Annotated in this window: 15 protein-coding genes and 5 pseudogenes; 7 read left to right on the top strand and 13 right to left on the bottom strand. The window is 69.7% G+C overall.

Annotation, left to right across the window (positions count from 1 at the left end; all coding sequences use genetic code 11):
- Positions 1–120: 120 nt before the first annotated feature.
- From ACZ7P3_RS25110 to ACZ7P3_RS25100, 3 genes and pseudogenes are all read right to left on the bottom strand, one after another.
- Positions 121–606: a hypothetical protein gene (locus tag ACZ7P3_RS25110; RefSeq protein WP_472085272.1), complete on the bottom strand. Its 486-nt coding sequence runs from the start codon at positions 604–606 to the stop codon at positions 121–123.
- A 37-nt stretch (positions 607–643) separates the two neighbouring features.
- Positions 644–877 (bottom strand): annotated as a pseudogene (locus ACZ7P3_RS25105) (IS5/IS1182 family transposase); the annotation flags it as partial.
- A 16-nt stretch (positions 878–893) separates the two neighbouring features.
- On the bottom strand, positions 894–1,460 hold the full coding sequence (locus ACZ7P3_RS25100; protein ID WP_472085270.1) for a TetR/AcrR family transcriptional regulator: 567 nt from the start codon (positions 1,458–1,460) through the stop codon (positions 894–896).
- A gap of 106 nt (positions 1,461–1,566) precedes the next feature.
- On the opposite strand from ACZ7P3_RS25100, the gene ACZ7P3_RS25095 reads away from it, so the two are divergent.
- A complete protein-coding gene (locus ACZ7P3_RS25095) occupies positions 1,567–2,490 on the top strand; it encodes an SDR family oxidoreductase (protein WP_472085268.1) in 924 nt (307 codons plus the stop codon).
- Positions 2,491–3,089: 599 nt separating this feature from the next.
- Positions 3,090–3,992: pseudogene (locus ACZ7P3_RS25090) on the top strand (DUF6424 family protein); the annotation flags it as partial.
- Here the strand turns inward: ACZ7P3_RS25090 and ACZ7P3_RS25085 are convergent.
- Positions 3,993–4,766: a VOC family protein gene (locus ACZ7P3_RS25085; RefSeq protein WP_472085266.1), complete on the bottom strand. Its 774-nt coding sequence runs from the start codon at positions 4,764–4,766 to the stop codon at positions 3,993–3,995.
- Between the two features lie 167 nt (positions 4,767–4,933).
- Positions 4,934–5,845 (bottom strand): alpha/beta fold hydrolase, encoded by a 912-nt coding sequence (locus ACZ7P3_RS25080; protein WP_472085264.1) that lies wholly within the window; start codon positions 5,843–5,845, stop codon positions 4,934–4,936.
- Between the two features lie 121 nt (positions 5,846–5,966).
- Here ACZ7P3_RS25080 and ACZ7P3_RS25075 point away from each other — a divergent pair, with 121 nt between their 5' ends.
- Entirely contained in the window at positions 5,967–6,614 is a 648-nt protein-coding gene (locus tag ACZ7P3_RS25075; RefSeq protein ID WP_472085262.1) for a TetR/AcrR family transcriptional regulator, read from the top strand.
- A 49-nt stretch (positions 6,615–6,663) separates the two neighbouring features.
- Here ACZ7P3_RS25075 and ACZ7P3_RS25070 read toward each other — a convergent pair whose 3' ends face one another.
- The gene (locus ACZ7P3_RS25070; protein WP_472085260.1) at positions 6,664–7,227 is read right to left on the bottom strand and encodes a TetR/AcrR family transcriptional regulator; all 564 of its coding nucleotides are present in this window, start codon (positions 7,225–7,227) and stop codon (positions 6,664–6,666) included.
- Positions 7,228–7,810: 583 nt separating this feature from the next.
- Here ACZ7P3_RS25070 and ACZ7P3_RS25065 point away from each other — a divergent pair.
- Entirely contained in the window at positions 7,811–8,440 is a 630-nt protein-coding gene (locus ACZ7P3_RS25065; protein ID WP_472085258.1) for a hypothetical protein, read from the top strand.
- Between the two features lie 351 nt (positions 8,441–8,791).
- Here ACZ7P3_RS25065 and ACZ7P3_RS25060 read toward each other — a convergent pair whose 3' ends face one another.
- Positions 8,792–9,346 carry a hypothetical protein gene (locus ACZ7P3_RS25060; protein WP_472085256.1) on the bottom strand — a complete coding sequence of 185 codons (555 nt, stop codon included), beginning with the start codon at positions 9,344–9,346 and terminating at the stop codon, positions 8,792–8,794.
- 94 nt (positions 9,347–9,440) lie between these two features.
- Here ACZ7P3_RS25060 and ACZ7P3_RS25055 point away from each other — a divergent pair.
- Positions 9,441–10,208: pseudogene (locus ACZ7P3_RS25055) on the top strand (transposase); the annotation flags it as partial.
- A 164-nt stretch (positions 10,209–10,372) separates the two neighbouring features.
- Here the strand turns inward: ACZ7P3_RS25055 and ACZ7P3_RS25050 are convergent.
- Complete coding sequence (locus tag ACZ7P3_RS25050) at positions 10,373–11,926, bottom strand: alpha/beta hydrolase (RefSeq protein WP_472085254.1); 1,554 nt, start codon at positions 11,924–11,926, stop codon at positions 10,373–10,375.
- Between the two features lie 632 nt (positions 11,927–12,558).
- Between ACZ7P3_RS25050 and ACZ7P3_RS25045 the strand changes: the two are divergent.
- Positions 12,559–12,783 (top strand): annotated as a pseudogene (locus tag ACZ7P3_RS25045) (aminoglycoside phosphotransferase family protein); the annotation flags it as partial.
- Positions 12,784–13,040: 257 nt separating this feature from the next.
- Here the strand turns inward: ACZ7P3_RS25045 and ACZ7P3_RS25040 are convergent.
- The 4 genes from ACZ7P3_RS25040 to ACZ7P3_RS25025 all read right to left on the bottom strand — a co-directional run bounded on the left by ACZ7P3_RS25040 (position 13,041) and on the right by ACZ7P3_RS25025 (position 16,327).
- Positions 13,041–14,057 carry a zinc-dependent alcohol dehydrogenase family protein gene (locus ACZ7P3_RS25040; RefSeq protein ID WP_472085252.1) on the bottom strand — a complete coding sequence of 339 codons (1,017 nt, stop codon included), beginning with the start codon at positions 14,055–14,057 and terminating at the stop codon, positions 13,041–13,043.
- A gap of 35 nt (positions 14,058–14,092) precedes the next feature.
- Entirely contained in the window at positions 14,093–14,491 is a 399-nt protein-coding gene (locus ACZ7P3_RS25035) for a (R)-mandelonitrile lyase (protein ID WP_472085251.1), read from the bottom strand.
- Between the two features lie 31 nt (positions 14,492–14,522).
- Positions 14,523–14,846 (bottom strand): carboxymuconolactone decarboxylase family protein, encoded by a 324-nt coding sequence (locus ACZ7P3_RS25030; protein WP_472085249.1) that lies wholly within the window; start codon positions 14,844–14,846, stop codon positions 14,523–14,525.
- A gap of 86 nt (positions 14,847–14,932) precedes the next feature.
- On the bottom strand, positions 14,933–16,327 hold the full coding sequence (locus ACZ7P3_RS25025) for a DHA2 family efflux MFS transporter permease subunit (RefSeq protein WP_472085247.1): 1,395 nt from the start codon (positions 16,325–16,327) through the stop codon (positions 14,933–14,935).
- A gap of 151 nt (positions 16,328–16,478) precedes the next feature.
- On the opposite strand from ACZ7P3_RS25025, the gene ACZ7P3_RS25020 reads away from it, so the two are divergent.
- Positions 16,479–17,357, top strand: coding sequence for a helix-turn-helix transcriptional regulator (locus ACZ7P3_RS25020; protein WP_472085245.1), 879 nt, complete (start codon positions 16,479–16,481; stop codon positions 17,355–17,357).
- Between the two features lie 9 nt (positions 17,358–17,366).
- Here the strand turns inward: ACZ7P3_RS25020 and ACZ7P3_RS25015 are convergent.
- Positions 17,367–17,561, bottom strand: a pseudogene (locus tag ACZ7P3_RS25015) (hypothetical protein); the annotation flags it as partial.

Below are 17,561 nucleotides of genomic sequence, written 5' to 3'. Positions count from 1 at the left end.
GCCACCCTTCACCTCACCGGACTCGCATCGCCGCCACCGTCCACCTCCCCGGACCCCACATCCGGGCCTCGCCTCGCCGCCATCCTCATCTGGTCGGCGAGGTGCCCCATGGAAAACGGTCTAGCTTCTGTCTCCTTGGTCATCCGGCAGCCGGAGCGCTTGTCCTTGGTCAACGGTGGTGCCGTCGGGTTTCCGCCCGAAGGCGGCCTCGAGCACGGCGGGGAGGTCTGCCCGGGGGACTGCTGCGCGCACCTCCGCCAGGACATGACGAAAATCGTCATCGTCGATGGCACCCAGGTACTCCTGGCGCAGTTGGTGGATGACCTCGACAAGCTCGGGGCGCAGCCGCATCCAGGCGCGGGACGTGCGGATCTCCTGCTCAACCTGGTCCATGAACCAGCGCATGACCTCGTACGGCACGTCCAGGTGTCGCCCATGAGGGTTGAAACACACCGTCGGCTCCCGTTCCGGGTCCTCGTCGGGAACGATCGCGGTCACAAGATTTCGCTGCTCAGCGACGAGGTCCAGCTCCAAGTACCAGGCGTCATCGGGTACGGAGTACATGGCAGTGATCGCGTAATCGCCGTCGGGGTGCGGGAAGGGCATGGCCGCATGCTGTCACGCCCGTCCGGCGGCCGACCTGCCGCATACGCCGGCCGCGCCACTCCTCGTGGCGGTTGATGCACCGCGCGACGATATTGCGTTGCTCGCATGCCACGACGTCGAGGTGGGGCGGGCGACCTCCCGCGCGGCCTCGCCCCAGACGGTGCCCGATCTGGTCTCCGGGCCGCGGGCTGATTGCCCGGATGCCACGTCGGCGGAGATGCCCGCGGATCGCGCGCGATGAGTGTGCGCGGACGGCGAGAACGGCCTCCGGTCCGAAAAAGCTCCCTCTAGCCGCCCGACGCCAGGCTCTTGAGCTCGTCCAGCGATTCCCGCATGAACTGCGACATCGTGAGTTCCCCGGTCGCCTCGATCCAGCGTTCGAAGCCGATCTTGAAGACGGCGACGCCCGCCTCGGCGGCCAGGCCGGCGGCCGGCTCCGCAACGCCGCGTCGGCGCAGGGTCTCGGCGAGCGCGGCCGACAGCGTGGCGAACTTGATCAGCTCGCGCTCATGGAGCTCCGCGTTCGCCATGATCACCGCGTATCGCCTGCGCGCGTACTCGCGCCGGTCGACGAACACCTCGGAGACCGCGTCGAGACCCGCCCCCAGTGCGTCGACCGGTGCCGCCGACTCCGGAGCGCCCGCGACCGCCTGCACAAACAGCTCCTGCAGCTCGCCGGAGCCGGCGAACAGCACCTCGCGCTTGTCGGCGTAGTGCCGGAAGAAGGTCCGCTCCGTGAGCCCGGCCCGTTTGGCGATCTCCGCCACGGTGGTCTGCTCGTACCCACGCTCGCTGTACAGCTCCAGCGCCGCGTTCGCCAGCCGTCCGCGCGCGTCCGGCTCCCATCTACCCATGCGGCAGATCCTACGCGATGACAGCGACTGCCATCAGGTGATGACAGCAGCTGACATCAGGTGTACGTTGATGACAGTAGCTGACATCAACAGATGGGGGCCTCCCATGCGCATCTTTGTCACCGGCGCGTCCGGCTGGATCGGCTCGGCCGTCGTACCCGAGCTCCTCGACGCGGGGCACCAGGTCGTCGGGCTCGCCCGCTCCGACGCGTCCGCCGCCTCGCTCTCCGCGGCCGGCGCCGAGGTCGTCCGGGGCACCGTCGACGACCTCGACGTCCTGGGGAACGCGGCCGCCGCGTCGGACGCGGTGATCCACCTCGCCTTCAAGCACGACATCGCCTTCAGCGGCGACTTCCGGGGCGCCGCCGAGGCCGACCGCCGAGCGGTCGACACCTTCGGCGACGCGCTCGCCGGTACCGACCGCCCCTTCGTCCTCGCCTCCGGCCTGGCCGGCCTCACGCCCGGACGTGTGGCGACCGAACGGGACATGCCCGCGATCGACGGCTCACCGGTCTCGATCCGGTCGTCCACCGCAGAAGCGGTACTCGCCCTCCCGTCACGCGGGGTGCGCTCATGCGTGGTGCGGCTCTCCCCCACCTGCCACGGCGAGGGGGACAACGGTTTCATGTCCACCCTGGTCGCCATCGCCCGGGCCAAGGGAGTCTCCGGCTACATCGGCGACGGGGCCAACCGCTGGCCGGCGACCCACCGCCTCGACGCCGCACGGCTGTTCCGCCTGGCCGTCGAGAAGGCACCCGCCGGATCGGTGCTGCACGGCGCCACCGAAGAAGGCGTCGCGATCCGCGATGTCGCCGAGGTGATCGGCCGTCACCTCGACGTTCCGGTGGCTTCCGTGGCCCCCGAGGCGGCGGCCGGCCACTTCACGTGGCTCAGTGGCTTCCTCGGCATGGACGTCCCTGCGTCCAGCTCACTCACCCGCGAACTGCTGGGCTGGGAGCCGACCCACCCGGACCTCCTCCCCGACCTCGACAAGGGGCACTACTTCCACATCCCTGCCAGTACCGCCTGACCAGCCCCTTTCGAGACACCCTTCGTGCGGTGAGCGTGCCGTGGCGCCGCCTGCGGCCGGCCTCGCCTCTCCGGGCGCGGTACGCAACCCCTCGACCGGTTCAGCACCGGCCAGGAGACCGCGAGAGTCGGCTTCCGCACAGACACGGTCCAGCCGGCCTCGGCGAACTCCTCGTGCGGTACGGCCACTTCCTCGGAGTGGAGCCGCTCTTGGCCCAGTAGCCGGTCTTGGCGGCGACGCCGGTTCGTGCCGCAGTAGCCGGTGCACGCCGTGGTGCCGCGGCCGATCCGCACCGCAGCCGGCCCGCACCGCATCCGGTCCGCGCAGTAGCCGATCCGCACCGCATCCGGTCCGTGCAGTAGCCGGTCCGCGCAGTAGCCGTAGCCGGTCGTGGAGCGTCAGGCGGCAAGGAAGTCGGCCGGTCCCGGCCGCGATCTGACGATACCTCCGCTCAACTCGCGGCCGACCGGTTCGAAGCGCACGATGGATGCATGGAGGCAGGGGGACTCCGCCCCGCGCGAAGGGACTGCGCCCCGCGAGCGGGCGGCCACCCCGCGAAGGGGCTCCACCCCGCGAGTCGATGACCAGCCCGTGGGGCCGGGCCGAGGAGGTCAGCCATGGCCCACACCGAACTCCGGCCGGGCGGCGTGGAATCGGAGAACCATCCGTGGAAGATCCGCCTCGTCGAACATCCAAAACGGTTCGAGTCATCACACTTCCGCGCCGCGAAGAAGACGGCACAAGGCATCCTCCGCACGATGGACGACCCCGACCTGCCCTACGGGCCCAGACCCGTCGCCACGGGCGCGGGGCCGAATCGTTCCGAGCAATGGGAGATGCACCACGGCGGCAGCCTGTGGGTCAAGGGACCGGACCACTGGCTGATGTACCGCGCCCGGGTCGGCATCGAGTGGAGCATGCAGTTCTGCGCCGATCCCGAGAAGGTGGACCGGCTGCGGCAGGAGGCCGCCGTTCTGGTCGACGCCTTCCCCCTCACCCTGCCCGCCCTGGCCGAGGTGGGCTACGAGCGTGCCGACGACCTGCTGCGCACACCGATCAAGGACGCCGACGGTGTCGAGGCCTGGACCGACTCCCTGTTCAACGCGTGTGTGCCGCTGAGCCGCGGCAACCACCAGGGGATCCTTCCCAAGGTGCCCGGTGAACACCACTACCCGTGGCCGGTGAAGGGCGCCGACTTCGTCCGGTACGACGACTTCCAGCTGTGGGTGACCCTGCCCGACGGCACCCATGGCGCCGTCGCCCCGGTGGACCGCCGCGGCTCCGGTGACGGCCATGTCCGCCTGGCCTTCGTCCCCGAGGGCAGCGTCGCCGCCACGACGATCGCGGAGGCACAGGACCGCGGTCTGATGGCCGTCCTGCCGGCGAACAGCGACGTGGCGATGCAGGCCTTCGCCCGGCAGATCGAACCCGGACAGCGAACCGCCTCCGGTCCGCTGTCCACCAGTGCGGCACGGCGCGATCACCGTAACTCCGTGGGCTGATCAGCCCTGCCGCGGATTGGGCTTCAGTACGGCGAACACCGCCTCGCCCGGGTCCGCCAGCCAGGCGATGCGTCCCACGTCGGGCACGTCCGCGGCCGGCATGAGCACCGTCCCACCGTTGGCCTGCACCGCCGTGACGGCGGCATCGGCGTCCGCCACCGCGAAGTACGGCACCCAGCGCGCCTCCCGCTGCTCGCCCTGCAACTGGGCCACACCGCCGAAGGAGCCCTGCTGCTGGTCGCCGTCCGCGATGCTGAGGACCCGGTACGTCATACCGGGCGCCTGCATCTCCTGTGAGCGCCAGCCGAACAGCTTCTGGTAGAAGCCGATCGCCGCCTCGGGGTCGGCCACGTGCAGTTCCACCCACACCAGGGTGTCGTCCTCGGATGCCCTCTGCAGACCCATCGCGGACTGCAGGACGGCGAACTGGGCGCCTTGGGAGTCGGTGAACTGGGCCAGCCGTCCCTCGCCCACGCTCATGGGTTCGACACGCACGCTGCCGCCGGCGGAGACCACCTCACGGGCGGCGGCCTCCGCGTCGTCGCTGCGGAAGTACGTCGTCCAGGCCGACCGGGCCCCCTCCTCGGTCAGCGGTCCGAGGGCGGCGACCGTCTTCCCGTCCTTCTGGAAGAAGCCGTAGCCGCCCGTCTGCGGTCCCGCGGACGCGAACCGCCAGCCGAAGACGGCGCCGTAGAACGAGGTGGCCGCTTCCGTGTCCGGGCTGCCGAGGTCGATCCAGATGGGTGATCCGGTGCGGAAGTCGGTGCCGAGCATGGGATTCCTCCTGCGAGTCCGGTACGGGACCCGTCACTATGCCGATCCCGCAGGCAGGGCTCGGCACACCGCCCCGGCCGGCCCGGGTCTTTCACCCGAGGTGCGGAACCAGGCCTCGCCCTGCCGCTTCGGGCTTCCCCGCCCCGCGTCGTCCGGCTCGGCAGGTGTCAGCCGACCGAGTCCATGAAGGCGAGCATCCGGCGGTTGGTCTCGTCCGCATGGTCGATCTGGGGCCCGTGGCCCGTGTTGGAGATGATCTCGGCGCGGGCGCCCGGTATCAGACGGGGGATGCGCTCGACCTGCCGCCGTGGGTGCACCAGAAGGCTTCGCTTGCCGAGCACGAGGTACAGCGGTGTGCGGATGGTGGACAGTTCTTCCTCGGACAGGGGCAGGGGGGCGGGCCGGCGGATGCGGTAGGAGCGCACGCCGAGCCTGACCATGGTGCGCAGCTCCGGCACGATGAGGACCGGCTGTTCCAGCCAGGCTGCCAGCCGTGGGCGAAAGACCTTGGGCGCGAAGGTCGCAAAGAGACTGACGAAGATCCAGACGAAGAAGCGCAAGCCCACCTTCTCCAGGCCGCCGGGGTCGAGGAGGGTGACCGAGGCGAGGCGTTCGGGCCTGCGGTGTGCCTGGTTCACGGCGAGCCAGCCACCGTAGGAGGAGCCAACCAGGTGTACGCGTTCGAGTCCGAGCCCGGCCAGTGTCTCCTCCAGCCACTGTGCGGCGCGTTCGGGCTGGTGGATGGGCTCGCGCTGGATACTGCGTCCGGGATCGCCGGGGGTGTCGATGGCGTACACCGGGCGGTCGGCGCTGAGGGCGGGGGTGTTGGGGTACCACATGGCAGCGCAGCTGCCCGCTCCGTGCACCAGGACGACGGGGGTGCGGGACGCGGCGGCGGGGTCGGCGGGTCGGTACCGGTAGACGTGCGTGGTGCCGAAGGAGGTCTCCACGTCCGCTTCCGCATGAGCGGTCGCTCCCATCGCATAGAGAGCGTCGCAGGCCTCGAAGTAGCGGTCTCGCCAGGCATCGCTCACGTATCGGCCGACATCGGCCCGGGAGCGGGTCGCGGTCTGGGGCATGGTCACCTCCGTGTGGGTGGAACTCTTTATGGTACGAACGTATCACGATGATGGTACGGCTGTACCATCAAGAGGCCGGGGCGAACCCGACCGGGGAAGACATCAAGCGGAGGAACGGCCGATGCCCAAACGCGTGGATCACACGGCCCGGCGCACCGAGATCGCCGAGGCTCTCCTGCGGGTCGCGGCGCGGCGCGGGCTGCATGCCGTCGGGATGCGCGATGTGGCCACGGAGGCAGGCGTGTCCCTGCGCCTGGTGCAGTACTACTTCGAAACCAAGGAGAAGCTGCTGCTCTACGGGCTGCAGCACTTGGCGGAGAGATTCGGGCAGCGAGCCGTCGCCCGGGTGCAGGCCGCAGGCCCCCGTCCCGGACCGCGCGCTCTGATCGAGGCCATGCTCACGGCGGCGTTGCCGACGGACGAGGAGAGCCGCACCTTCCACCTCGTCTACACCTCGTACGCCATCCTGTCGGTCACCGACCGGGCACTTGCCGACCAGCCCTTCATCAAGAATCCCGAGGCCGCCGAGGGTGCACTGGTCGCATTCTTGCGGCAGGCGCAGGAGAGTGACCTGGTTCAGCCCGGTGTGGACGTGGAGCTGGAAGCAATCGGCCTGCTCGCCATGTCCGCGGGGCTGGGCACCAGCATCCTGGTCGGCCAGCGCAGCCCCGGATCGGCGGCAGCGGTCCTGGACCACCACTTGAACCGGATCTTCCGGAGCGACCGCCTCCCGAGCGCATCGAGCGATGCCGTCGACGTGGGCCGCTGACGCAACGGGGCCGCCGCAGCCGACAAGCGCCGACCCCGGGGAGAGCCCCTCAGTCGACCCGTGCCGACTGCAGGAGAGCCGCCGCAGCCGACCTGCCCTGAGCGGCAGGGTGAGACGTGCCGGAGATGGCCGCGGTGGTCATGGCCCCTTCGGCGAGCAGTACGACATGATCGGTGACGTCCGCAGGAGCACCGGCCCGACGGACCAGGTCGGCCACGTACTGCCGGAACATCTGCTTGTGATGGCGCGCGGCTTCGGTGACTTCCGGGCATGTGGCACCCAGCTCACCGAACGAGTTGATGAAGGCGCACCCGCGGAAGTCCGGCTGCTCGAACCAGATGCGCAGCCAGTCGAAGACCGCCAGGACACGCTCCTGCGGCGACACATCCGCCGCCTCGACGTACTCCGTCAGATCCTTTCGCCACCGGGCGTCCCGCCGCCGCAGATACTCCTCGACCAGTACCCCCTTGGAGGGAAACTGCTGGTAGAGGCGTCTGAGGGTGACTGCTGCGGCGGTGCGCACGGCGTCCATCCCGACCGCTTGGATCCCCTGACCGTAGAAGAGATCTTCGGCCGCGTCGAGGATCCGCGTCCGGATCGGGTCGTCCTGCATCGTGGGCCGCCCTTGCCGTCCTGGTGTGAGAGCCATGAGAACCGTCGTTCTCCCAGGGTACGCGAGAGGACAGGTACGGCCGTCGTTCACCGTCGCCCGGCAGGCACGACCGGGGGTCGTCGGCCGAGGTGCGGCAGGCATGAGCATGTCGGCTGTCGCATCGCGCAGGCATGAGGGCGCCGGCTGTCGTCCAGCAGACACGAGCATGCCGGCTGTCGCATCGCGCAGGCATGGGCGCGTCGACTGTCGTCCAGCAGGCACGGCCGTGTCGAGAACGCCGTCCGCCAGGATCGGCAGAGAACGGTCACTGCGGGCGGCCGGACCTTGGCCCCGCTCTTCAGGAAGCGGCACACGCCGTCGAAGGCGGCCCCGCACGCCGCCACTCACCTCAGCACCCCGAACACCCCTTGCTCCGCTGCGGGTTGAGTGACTTGTCCGGCGAACCAAGTGCCGTTCGCAGTGCGACGGTGCCGACCTTCCGAACATATCTGCCATCGCAGATTGAGTACACGGACAAGCCAACCGGAATTGTTGTGCGTACTATTCAGCAAACCAACGGCACACACCTTCTGGGAGAGTCACCGTGACCGAGAACCGGGACAATATGACCAGCCTCAAGCCGTTGTACGCCACACGTCTGGCAGAAGACCTGAAACACAATGCCGAAGAACAGGAACGTCTCAGCAGTGAAGTGGCCGCACTTCAGGAGAAGCTGGAGACGCTGCGCCATGACCAGGCCCTCCTGAACACCATGCGGCAGGCACTCAACAGCGCGGAGGAAAGCGGCGAACCGGCATCCACGGCCACAGCCTCCCTTCCCCGTCAGACCGCGGCTGTTCCGCAGCAGGGCAAGGAAAAGACGAGCCGCACCAAGAAGGCAAAGCCCGCGGCGAAGTCGACGGCAAAGTCGACGACGAAGGCAGTGCCCGCTGTCCGTTCCGCGCCCGCCTCCAAAGGTGACGACGGCCCGACTCTGCGCGATCTCGTGGTCGATCACCTGAGCCGGGAGGGTGAGCCCCGCTCGGCCCTCGAAGTCACCGACGCCCTGACCGGCACCCATCCGGATCGCGGGATCAAGATCACGGTGGTGCGCAGCACCCTGGAGGCCATGGTCGCCAAGGGACATGTCCGTCGCGCCAAGCAGGGCAAGTCCGTCTTCTATTCGGCGGCTTCCGCCACGGCGGCGGCCGAGACGCAGCCCGCGACCGCCTGAGCAGCGGTCCCGCCGATGTCCGGTGCGAGGGGGCGGACAGGGACCTGTCGCACCGGACTCGTGCATGTGCAGAACGACTTCGACAGCGGAAAGTTGATCCGCTGACTCAACATGGAGCTGGTGCGGCGCGGTTCGACTTGCACCGCCGAACCGCCAGGAGATCCCGACTTCATGCACTGCCCTCGCCCGAACAGTCCCCGTGCGACGGGCAACTGCACTTGGGACTGCGGACAAAAGTGGTGGGCTTGACTGGTTGGAGGTCGGTGTCGTGCACGCGTCCGCAGGCCAAGGACTGTCCCGCAAATGATCGCGGCTCCGAGTACGTCGCCGCCTGAAGAGCCAATGACGTGCTCAGCAGGTGGCTCGTGAAGTGTCCAGGGATCGGGCGAAGTCGGCGAGCGTGTGGAAGTCGTTCTCCCGTAGGCCGATCCGCGGGTTGACGTGGTGCAGAAGCCCGGGCCCGCGATGGTGGGCGGTCACGTAGGTCTGATCCAGCTCGCTCTGTTCGTCGTCCGCCCAGGCGAAAGGGCGGCCGCCTGCGTAGTTCACCAGCGGGCCGGTCTTCCAGTGGACTCCATCAGGGCGCTCTTGGAGCAAGGCGTCACCGAAGTCGACAAAGGGAAGTTCCGGAAGGCCGAGCGCCGGTGCGATCCACCGGTTGGCGTCGTCCATCCATGTGGTGGCCCAGCACAGCTCGAAACCGAGCCGGAGCAGGAATCGTCCGTGTTCCGGGTTGAGCCAGACCCGCAGGGGGCGTCGCCGGGACGAGAGGCCCCTGTCCTCCTCATGGGCCCCGCCGTCCTGGGGCACTCTGAGTGTGGTGTAGCCGTCGGGACGTTTCTCCGGCTTGGCCGCATAAGGGTTGAGCGGTCCGTCCACGTCGAGGAACAGCAGTGGTCGGTTCACGGTTTCCCCCGGTCTTGCTCACTGTCGACTGCCCCGAGAAGCGTAGCTGCCGAGATCGCCTCGGCGTTGGGTCGGCCTGATTGGTGATCACGATGTGGTGGCTGTGATCACGGCATCTGAGCCGTCCTGGGACAGTCCCGTTCACCGGGCTGAGTCCGCGCTGCTTCGGCAAGCTGATGACCAGGCTGCGGCGCGACGGAGCAGATGTGGTTCACCGGGGCCGGCCGTGGAGTCCGTCGCTGGAGGACCGGGTGCTGCCGGTCACGGCCTACTGGCGTACCAACCTGACGTTGCGCCAGCTCGCCCCATTGTTCGGCGTCTCGCAGTCCGCAGCCGACCGAGTCATCAACGCCTCGGCCCCCTGCTCGCGCTCCGGCCCCGCAAGCGGTTCGCCAAGGACACCGTGCTCATCGTGGACGGCACCCTGGTCCCCACCCGCGACCACACCATCGCCGAGCGGGCGAAGAACTACCGATGCTCCACCAACCACCAAGTCGTCATCGATGCTGACACCCGCCTGGTCGTCGTGGTCGGCCGGCCGCTCGCCGGGAACCGCATCGACTGCGAGGCATGGGAGGAGTCCGGCGCCAAGGCTGCCGTCGGCAAGAATCTTGCCATCGCCGACGGCGGCTACCCGGGCACCGGACTCATCATCCCACACCGCCGCGAGTGCGGCCGGACCGAGCTCCCGGCCTGGAAAGAGGACCACAACAAGTCCCGCAAGCAGGTTCGGGCCCGCGTCGAGCACGTCTTCGCGCGCATGAAGGCCTGGAAGACCCTCCGCGACTGCCGCCTCAAAGGCGACGGTGTCCACCACGCCATGCTCGGCATCGCCCGGATGCACAACCTCGCTCTCGCCGGGTGGACCGGCAGGCAGCACGGTGGCCCCATGCCCGAGGCGACTCAGAGATCTTCATGGGACAACCCTCAGCGGGGTCGCTGACGTTTGCGGCACCTGCCCCTGCGCTAGGGGTCGTTGCTGACGCTCGCGCTGTTGCTGAGCCGCCCGGCGGATCCGTACGAGCCTCAGGACATGCTGCCCCGGCACACCGTCCCCGGGGCCGGGGTGCGGCCCGTGCGGAGGTAGTGGTCGACCGTCTCCGTGACGCAGCGGTTCTGCGGATATGTGCCGTGGCCCTCCTCCTCGGCCGTCAGGAGGACGCCGACGCCGTCGCCCAGGGCGCGGGCCATGTGGCGGGCGCCGGGGTAGGGGGTGATCGGGTCGCCGGTGCCGCCGACCACCAGGACGGGGGCAGCGCCGTCGGCGTTCACCTGGAGCGTGGCGTGCTCGCCGTCGAACGGCCAGTCGTAGCAGAGGTAGACGCCGGTGGACCAGGCTGCGCCGAAGACGGGTGAGGCGGCTTTGACGCGGGCCTCGTCCCGGTCGAGGCGTTCGAAGCCGGGACGCAGGCTGGAGTCCGCGCAGGTGATCGCGGTCCGGGCGGCGCTGTTGTTGTCGAGCGGGGTCGCCGCGCGGTCGGCGGAGCCGATGTCGTCCGCGCCCTTGCTCAGCGGACGGCCGTCGTTGTGGTCGATCAGCGCGGTGAGGGCCTTGGCGAGCGGCGTCCAGCCGTCCGTGCCGAGGTCGAGATGGTCGCTGACGGCGTACGCGAGGTCGTCGGCGTCGAGGTTCCTTCCGGCGCCGGCCGGGGCGGGCTTCTTCTTCAGGCGGTCGGCCAGGCGCGCCATGCGCCGCGCGGCCTCCTCGGGTCCGTCGCCGGTCGGGCAGTGGGGGATACGGGCCGCGCAGTGCGCGGCGAACCGGTCGAACGCCCCCTGGACCGCCTTGACCTGCGACACCTTCTCCTCGTCGTGGTCCTCGGTCGGATCGACGGACGCTTCGAGGACGAGCCGTCCGACGTGCGACGGGTACAGGTGGGCGTAGACCGCGCCGAGCGCCGTTCCGTACGAGACGCCGAAGTAGTGCAGCCGCTCGTCGCCGAGGAGGTAGCGCATCAGGTCGAGGTCGCGCGCGGTGTGCGTGGTGCCGATGTACGGGAGGAGCGCCCTGGAGTGCTCGGCGCAGGCGTCGGCCCCGTCGTAGCCAGTGTCTTCCGCGGTCTTCCCGCATCGCACGGGGATGGTCGCGCCGACGCCGCGCGGGTCGAAGGAGACCAGGTCGTAGCGGTCGAGGAGCGGCTCGTACTGGTTGAGGAATTCGGGCAGTCCGCTCACGCCGGACACGCCGGGGCCGCCGAAGTTGAGGACGAGCGAGCCGATGCGCCGGGCGTTCGGGCCGGTGGCCTTGCGGCGGATCAGGGCGACGTCGATCGTCCTGCCGTCCGGTTTCCGGTAGTCGAGGGGGGCCTTCATGGTGGCGCAGCCGTAGCCCGTGCGCGCGGTGGGCGGCGAGGTGCATCTGGACCAGTGGAGGTGCTGGCCGGTGGTGAGCGCGGTGGGCAGACCGGCGGGCGGGTTGTTCGCGGTGAACTCCGTACGCGGCTCCGCACTCCGGCCGGGAGCGTCGTGCTGGAGCCAGGCGCCGACGGCCCCGATCGCGGCGAGGACGACCCCCGCGATGATGCGCGCGCCGACCGAGAGGCCCGGTCTATGGCTTTGTATCGGATGTGCGTCACTCATCGAAATCCCCGCGCTCCCGCCCCTGGACGCCCACCCCGTGCCCGCATGCCCGTATCCGTGATCGTCCGATCGTCGAATGCGTGCAGGATACAAGCCGCCTCCGACAGCACGGCCGGACGCCCGGCGTGCGATGTCCGGGGCCCAAGTCGGCGAACCTCTGGGGAACCTCCCGCGACGACCGACGACGACCAATGACGACCGTCAACAACTGCTCAACCAATGGTCAATTGAGGTGTGTACTCCCGTGGCCAGGCCGGAAAGACGGGCCCACCAGACCCGGGGCAAGAAGAAGTAACACGGACTGATCAAGCCCCCTACCTGCGAGTTCTCCGTTGGTAGGGGGCTTTCCGATGGCCTTGGGCCGTCTCTGGGCCGTCTGCTGCTTGACCGGGCCGTCAGGGCTCGAGGATTCCGGCTCCGGCTGTGCCCTCGCCTCTGCCTGCGCTCCCGCATCGTGGAGAGCCGCGACCGCCGCCTCTGCGGGATGGTCAGGCCGAACGTGGACACCCCGACCATGACCGCCAGAGCCAGTTGATCATTGCGGGACAGCCTTTGGCGGGACGCGGCCGGCCGCGTAATCGCAGGCGAAAATTTGGCGACGTCGGCGATCATCCCCGGGATACTGGTCGCCCATGGATGAGGTCGAAGTCGTCGTCGCCCATTCCGAGCGTGCGACTCTGCGCGTCGGCGACGTGTTCCTGAAGGTGGACGCCGATCAGGCGCGCATCGACGTCGAGGTCGAGGCGATGTCCCTGGCGCCGGTCCCGACCCCGGAGGTCCTGTGGCGCAAGCCGCCCGTGCTCGCGATCGCCGCACTTCCGGGGACCACGCTTGGGCGCCTCGGGGGGCCGTCGACCGCGGGTGTGAGTAGTTGAGGTACAGGAAATCCCGGTGAGAACGATCTTGCTGGGGGTTCGCCTACCTAGTACGAGCGTCGAGCTGCCGGGGGAGGGCGCGGGGGGTTTTGAAGGTCCTGCGGGGTCCGGGCGGGCCCGCAGCGTGATCTTCAGAAAACGAAGGTCTTTTGAAGGAGCTGGCGGTCGGTGGAGCCCCCGCGGTCCCTCTGACCAAACCTCGGCGGACCGCGGGGAGGGGTTCTTGCCTCCGGTGGTGGTCAGGGACTGAGAAGAGTCTTGATGGCTCGGCGTTCGTCCATGGCCTTGTAGCCTTCGGCGGCCTGGTCGAGGGGCAGGGTGAGGTCGAAGACGCGGCCGGGGTTGATGCGGCCGGTCATGACGCGGTCAATGAGATCGGGCAGGAAGCGGCGCACGGGGGCGGGGCCGCCCTGGACGGTGACATGGGAGTAGAACAGGGCGGTGCCGTCGATCTGGACGCCGTGGGGGACACCGGCGATGCCCACACCGCCGCCGGGCCGGGTGGAGTCCAGGGCCTGCTGGGTGGGCTGTTCGGTGCCGACGCATTCCAGGACGCGGTCGGCGCCGATGCCGCCGGTCATGTCCTTGATGCGGGCCACGCCTTCCTCGCCTCGTTCGGCGAAGATGTCGGTCGCGCCGAACTCGACGGCGAGCTTCTGGCGGCTCTCGTGACGGGACATGGCGATGATGCGCTCGGCGCCGAGCTCGCGTGCGGCGAGGACGGCGGACAGGCCGACGGCTCCGTCACCGACGACCGCGACTGTGTCACCGCGCTGTACGCCGGCGGCGACGGCGGCCCACCAGCCGGTACCCATCACGTCGGAGCAGGCCAGCAGGTCGGGCACTTGAGCCTCGGTGGGCAGTTCGGGGGTGGCGACCAGGGTGCCGTCGGCCCATGGGATGCGGATGTACTCGGCCTGGCAGCCGCCGACGAACTCCCGGTCGAGGCAGTTGCTGGGGTAGCCGTTGCGGCAGTTGGCGCAGGTGCCGTCGCTGGCGAAGAAGGAGCCGACGACGAACTGGCCCGGCCGCACGGTGGTGACGTCGTCACCGACCTCTTCGACGATGCCGACGTACTCGTGGCCGATGGGGGCGGGTTCCTTGGCGGGGTTGATGCCGCGGTAGTCCCACAGGTCCGAGCCGCACACGCAGGTGGCGAAGGTGCGGATCACCGCGTCGGTGGGCTTGAGGATGGTAGGGGCGTCGCGCTCTTCGACTCGGACGTCGCCGGGTCCGTACAGGATGGCTCCACGCATGGCGGGGTGCACCTTGCTGTCGTTGGGGAGGGGGATCAGAGTTCGCGGGTGCGGGGGCTGGCGTATTCGGCGTCGGTGACGTGGTCGAGCCAGTCGACGTCGTCGCCTTCCCACAGAGCGATGTGGGTCATGAAGTGGTCGGGGGCGGCGCCGTGCCAGTGCTCCTCGCCCGGCGGGGTCCAGATCACCTGGCCCGGGTGGGCTTCGAGGATCTTGCTGCCGCGGGACTGGATCAGGGCGATGCCCTCGACGATGTAGAGGGTCTGGCCGATGCCGTGGGAGTGCCAGGCGGTCCGGGCGCCGGGCGCGAAGTGCACCGCGTTGGCCCGCGTTCTGGAGGGCTCCTCGCCGCGGTAGATGACGTCGGCCCAGGCGTCGCCGGTGAACATCGTGTCGGGCAGCTTGCGGGTGGCGGGACGGGTGCGCAGTTCCATCAGATAGCTCCTTGAACGAGGTAGCGGTGGGTCAGTCGATGAAGAGGTCTTTTGCGACGGCCATGGCGGACATGGCGCGCGGCCAGCCGGTGTAGAAGGCGAGGTGGGTGATCGCTTCGATCAGCTGTTCCTCGGTGACGCCGTTGTCCTTGGCGCGCCCCAGGTGGTGGCGCAGCTGCTCGGCGCTGCCGCTCGTGACCAGGCTCGCCACGGTGATCAGCGAGCGGTCGCGCGGGTCGAGGCCGGAGCGCTGCCACACCTCGCCGAACAGGACGTCGTCGGTGAAGTGCACCAGTTGCGGGGCGAAGTCGCCGAACATCTTCGCTGCGCCCGAGGGCTGTTCGGTGGCGGACATGGGTGGCTCCTGTCGTCGGGCCCCGCAACGGCGGGGCGGTGAGCTATGGGTTTTGCCGGACGGTCGCGCGGTCGGCATGGGTTGGGTCAGGCGCGATGCCGGGCGGCGACCATGCGGGGGGCGGCCAGCGCCGCTGCCAGAGCGATGACGGCGGCCAAAGTGAGGCTGATACGCAGGCCGTGCTGGAAGCCGGCAGTGCCGGAGATCAGTGCGCCGAAGACGGCCACGGCCAGGGCGCCGCCGATCTGGCGGCTGGTGTTGAACACCCCGCTGGCGGTGCCGGTCTGCTCGGCCGGTACGTGCTCCAGCAGCACCGCGGTGGTCGGCGGCATCACCAGCGGGCCGGCCAGCCCGGCCGGGATCAGCAGCAGAGCGCTGGCCCATACCGGTGCCGAGGCGGGCAATGCGGCCAGGGCGATCGATCCGGTCGCGATCAGCACCAGCCCGGCGATGACCGGCACGCGGGGGCCGGTGCGCTCCGCGATCCGTGTGGAGAAGGGGGTCAGGCAGGCGCTGAGCAGCATCATCGGCAGGAACGCGATGCCGGCACCGAGGGCGGACAGACCATGCTGCTGTTGGAAGTCGAGGCTGAAGACGAACGGCAGCCCGTAGAAGCCGACCATGAACGCGAAGCCGATCCCGGTGGCGATCACCACCGTGGGGACGCGGAACAGGGCCAGCGGCACCATCGGGTGCGCCACCCTGGCCTGCGCCAGCACGAACGCGGCAAGCGCCACGACCGCGATACCGAGTGAGATCAGCACCTGCGGGGCGGTGAACGCGGCCTCGCCGGCCTCGATCGCGCCGAAGGTCAGCCCGCCCATCGCGAGGATGCCGGTGATCTGCCCGATCCAGTCGAACGGCGCCGGGCGCGTCGGGGACTGCGGGCTGCGGGCGAGCAGTGCCAGGGTGAACAGGCCGACCGGCAGGTTGATGAAGAAGATCATCCGCCAGGAGGCCAGGCTCAGCACACCGCCGAGCACCGGGCCCGCAGCGGCGGCCACGGCGCCGCCCATCGCCCACACACCCACCGCACGGGCCCGGCGGGCCGGGTCGGGGAAGGCGTGACGGACCAGCGCCATCGAGGTCGGCATGGTCACAGCCGCGCCGATGCCCTGCACCACCCGGGCGGCGATGAGGACCGGCAGTGACGGGGCCGACCCGCACGCCAGCGAGGCGACCACGAACAGGACCAGGCCGCCGGCGAACGCCTTGCGTGCACCGATCCGGTCCGACAGGGCGCCCGCGGACAGCAGCAGGGCGGCGAACATCAGCGTGTAGCCGTCGACCACCCACTGCAGGCCGGTGATCCCGCCGCCGAGCGCGTCACGGATCGAGGGCAGGGCCACGTTCACGATCGTCGCGTCCAGGGTGATCACGAAGAACCCCAGCACAGCGGCGGCCAGCGTCGCCGTGGCGTGCCGGCCGCTGTCAGCCGTGCCCACATCCCGGGAGCGGCGCGAAGAAGCGGTGACGGTCATGACGGGCGTGATCCTTTCCAGTGGAAACGCGCCGGGCCAGACGGTCCGGTCACCCATCCACAGAACCACGCACCGCCTCTGAGCTGGGAGTCCTTGCTGGGAGGGGTATTGGCAGGGACCCTCGCGAACGGCACCGGCCTACGCTTGAGCCGTGCCAGCCGATACCGTCCGCGAGGACATCCGCACCTTCCTCACCAGCCGCCGGGCGCGCATCACCCCCCAGGAGGCCGGCCTGCCCGACTTCGGCGGGCGGCGGCAGGTGGCCGGGCTGCGACGCTCAGAGGTCGCCCAGCTCGCCGCCATCAGCGTCGAGTACTACACCCGCATCGAACGCGGCAACGTCGGCGGCGTCTCCGAGGACATCCTCGACGCCCTCGCCCGCGCTCTGCACCTGGACGACGTCGAACGCGCCCACCTGGCCGCCCTCGTCCGCGCCGCCGGCAACCCCCACCGCGTCCCCGACCGCGACGGCGGCGCCAGCTACGTACGGCCCAGCCTCCAGCAGATCCTCGACGCCATGACCGGGGCCGCAGCCTTCGTCCGTAACGCCCACCTGGACGTCCTCGCCACCAACGCTCTCGCCCGCGCCCTATACACCGAGGCCCTCGACTGCGACGAGCAGCCCCCCAACCTGGCCCGCTTCGTCTTTTGCGACTCCCGCGCCCGACGCTTCTACCGCGACTGGGAGGGCATCGCCCACGACGCGGTCGGCAGCCTGCGCACCGAAGCTGCCCGCAACCGCGCCGACACCGACCTCGCCGACCTCATCGACGAACTCGCCATCTGCAGCGACGAGTTCGCCCAGCGCTGGGACGACCACGACGTCGAGTACTACCGCTCCGGCCGGCAGCGCTTCCACCACCCCGACGCCGGCGACCTCGACCTCGACTACGACGCCCTCGAAGTCCCCGCCGACCCCGGCCTCACCGTCGTCACCTACACCCTCGCCGCCACCGCGCCCCACGCCACCGCATTCCTGCGGCTTTCCGAGACACCGAGTCCGGCTGCCGACAGCGGCCCACCACGATGACGCCGCCCGTCACTCCGCGTCGGCGTCTTCCATCGCGTCCGGGTCACGGAAGGGGCGCAGGCCCTGCCCGGGGCCGCTGTCCTGGATGTTGAACAGATAGCGGCCAAGGATCTCCTTATCTGGACACCTTCGGGTGATGCCTGAATCGGTTCCGTGGCCGTGCGGGTACCGGTCTCGTTGGGCCATCCGAGTGCAGGCTTGGGG

This window comes from Streptomyces sp. NPDC107581, assembly GCF_055657175.1.
The sequence above is the reverse complement of the archived record's forward strand: the minus strand, read 5'-3'. Positions and strand labels throughout refer to the sequence as shown.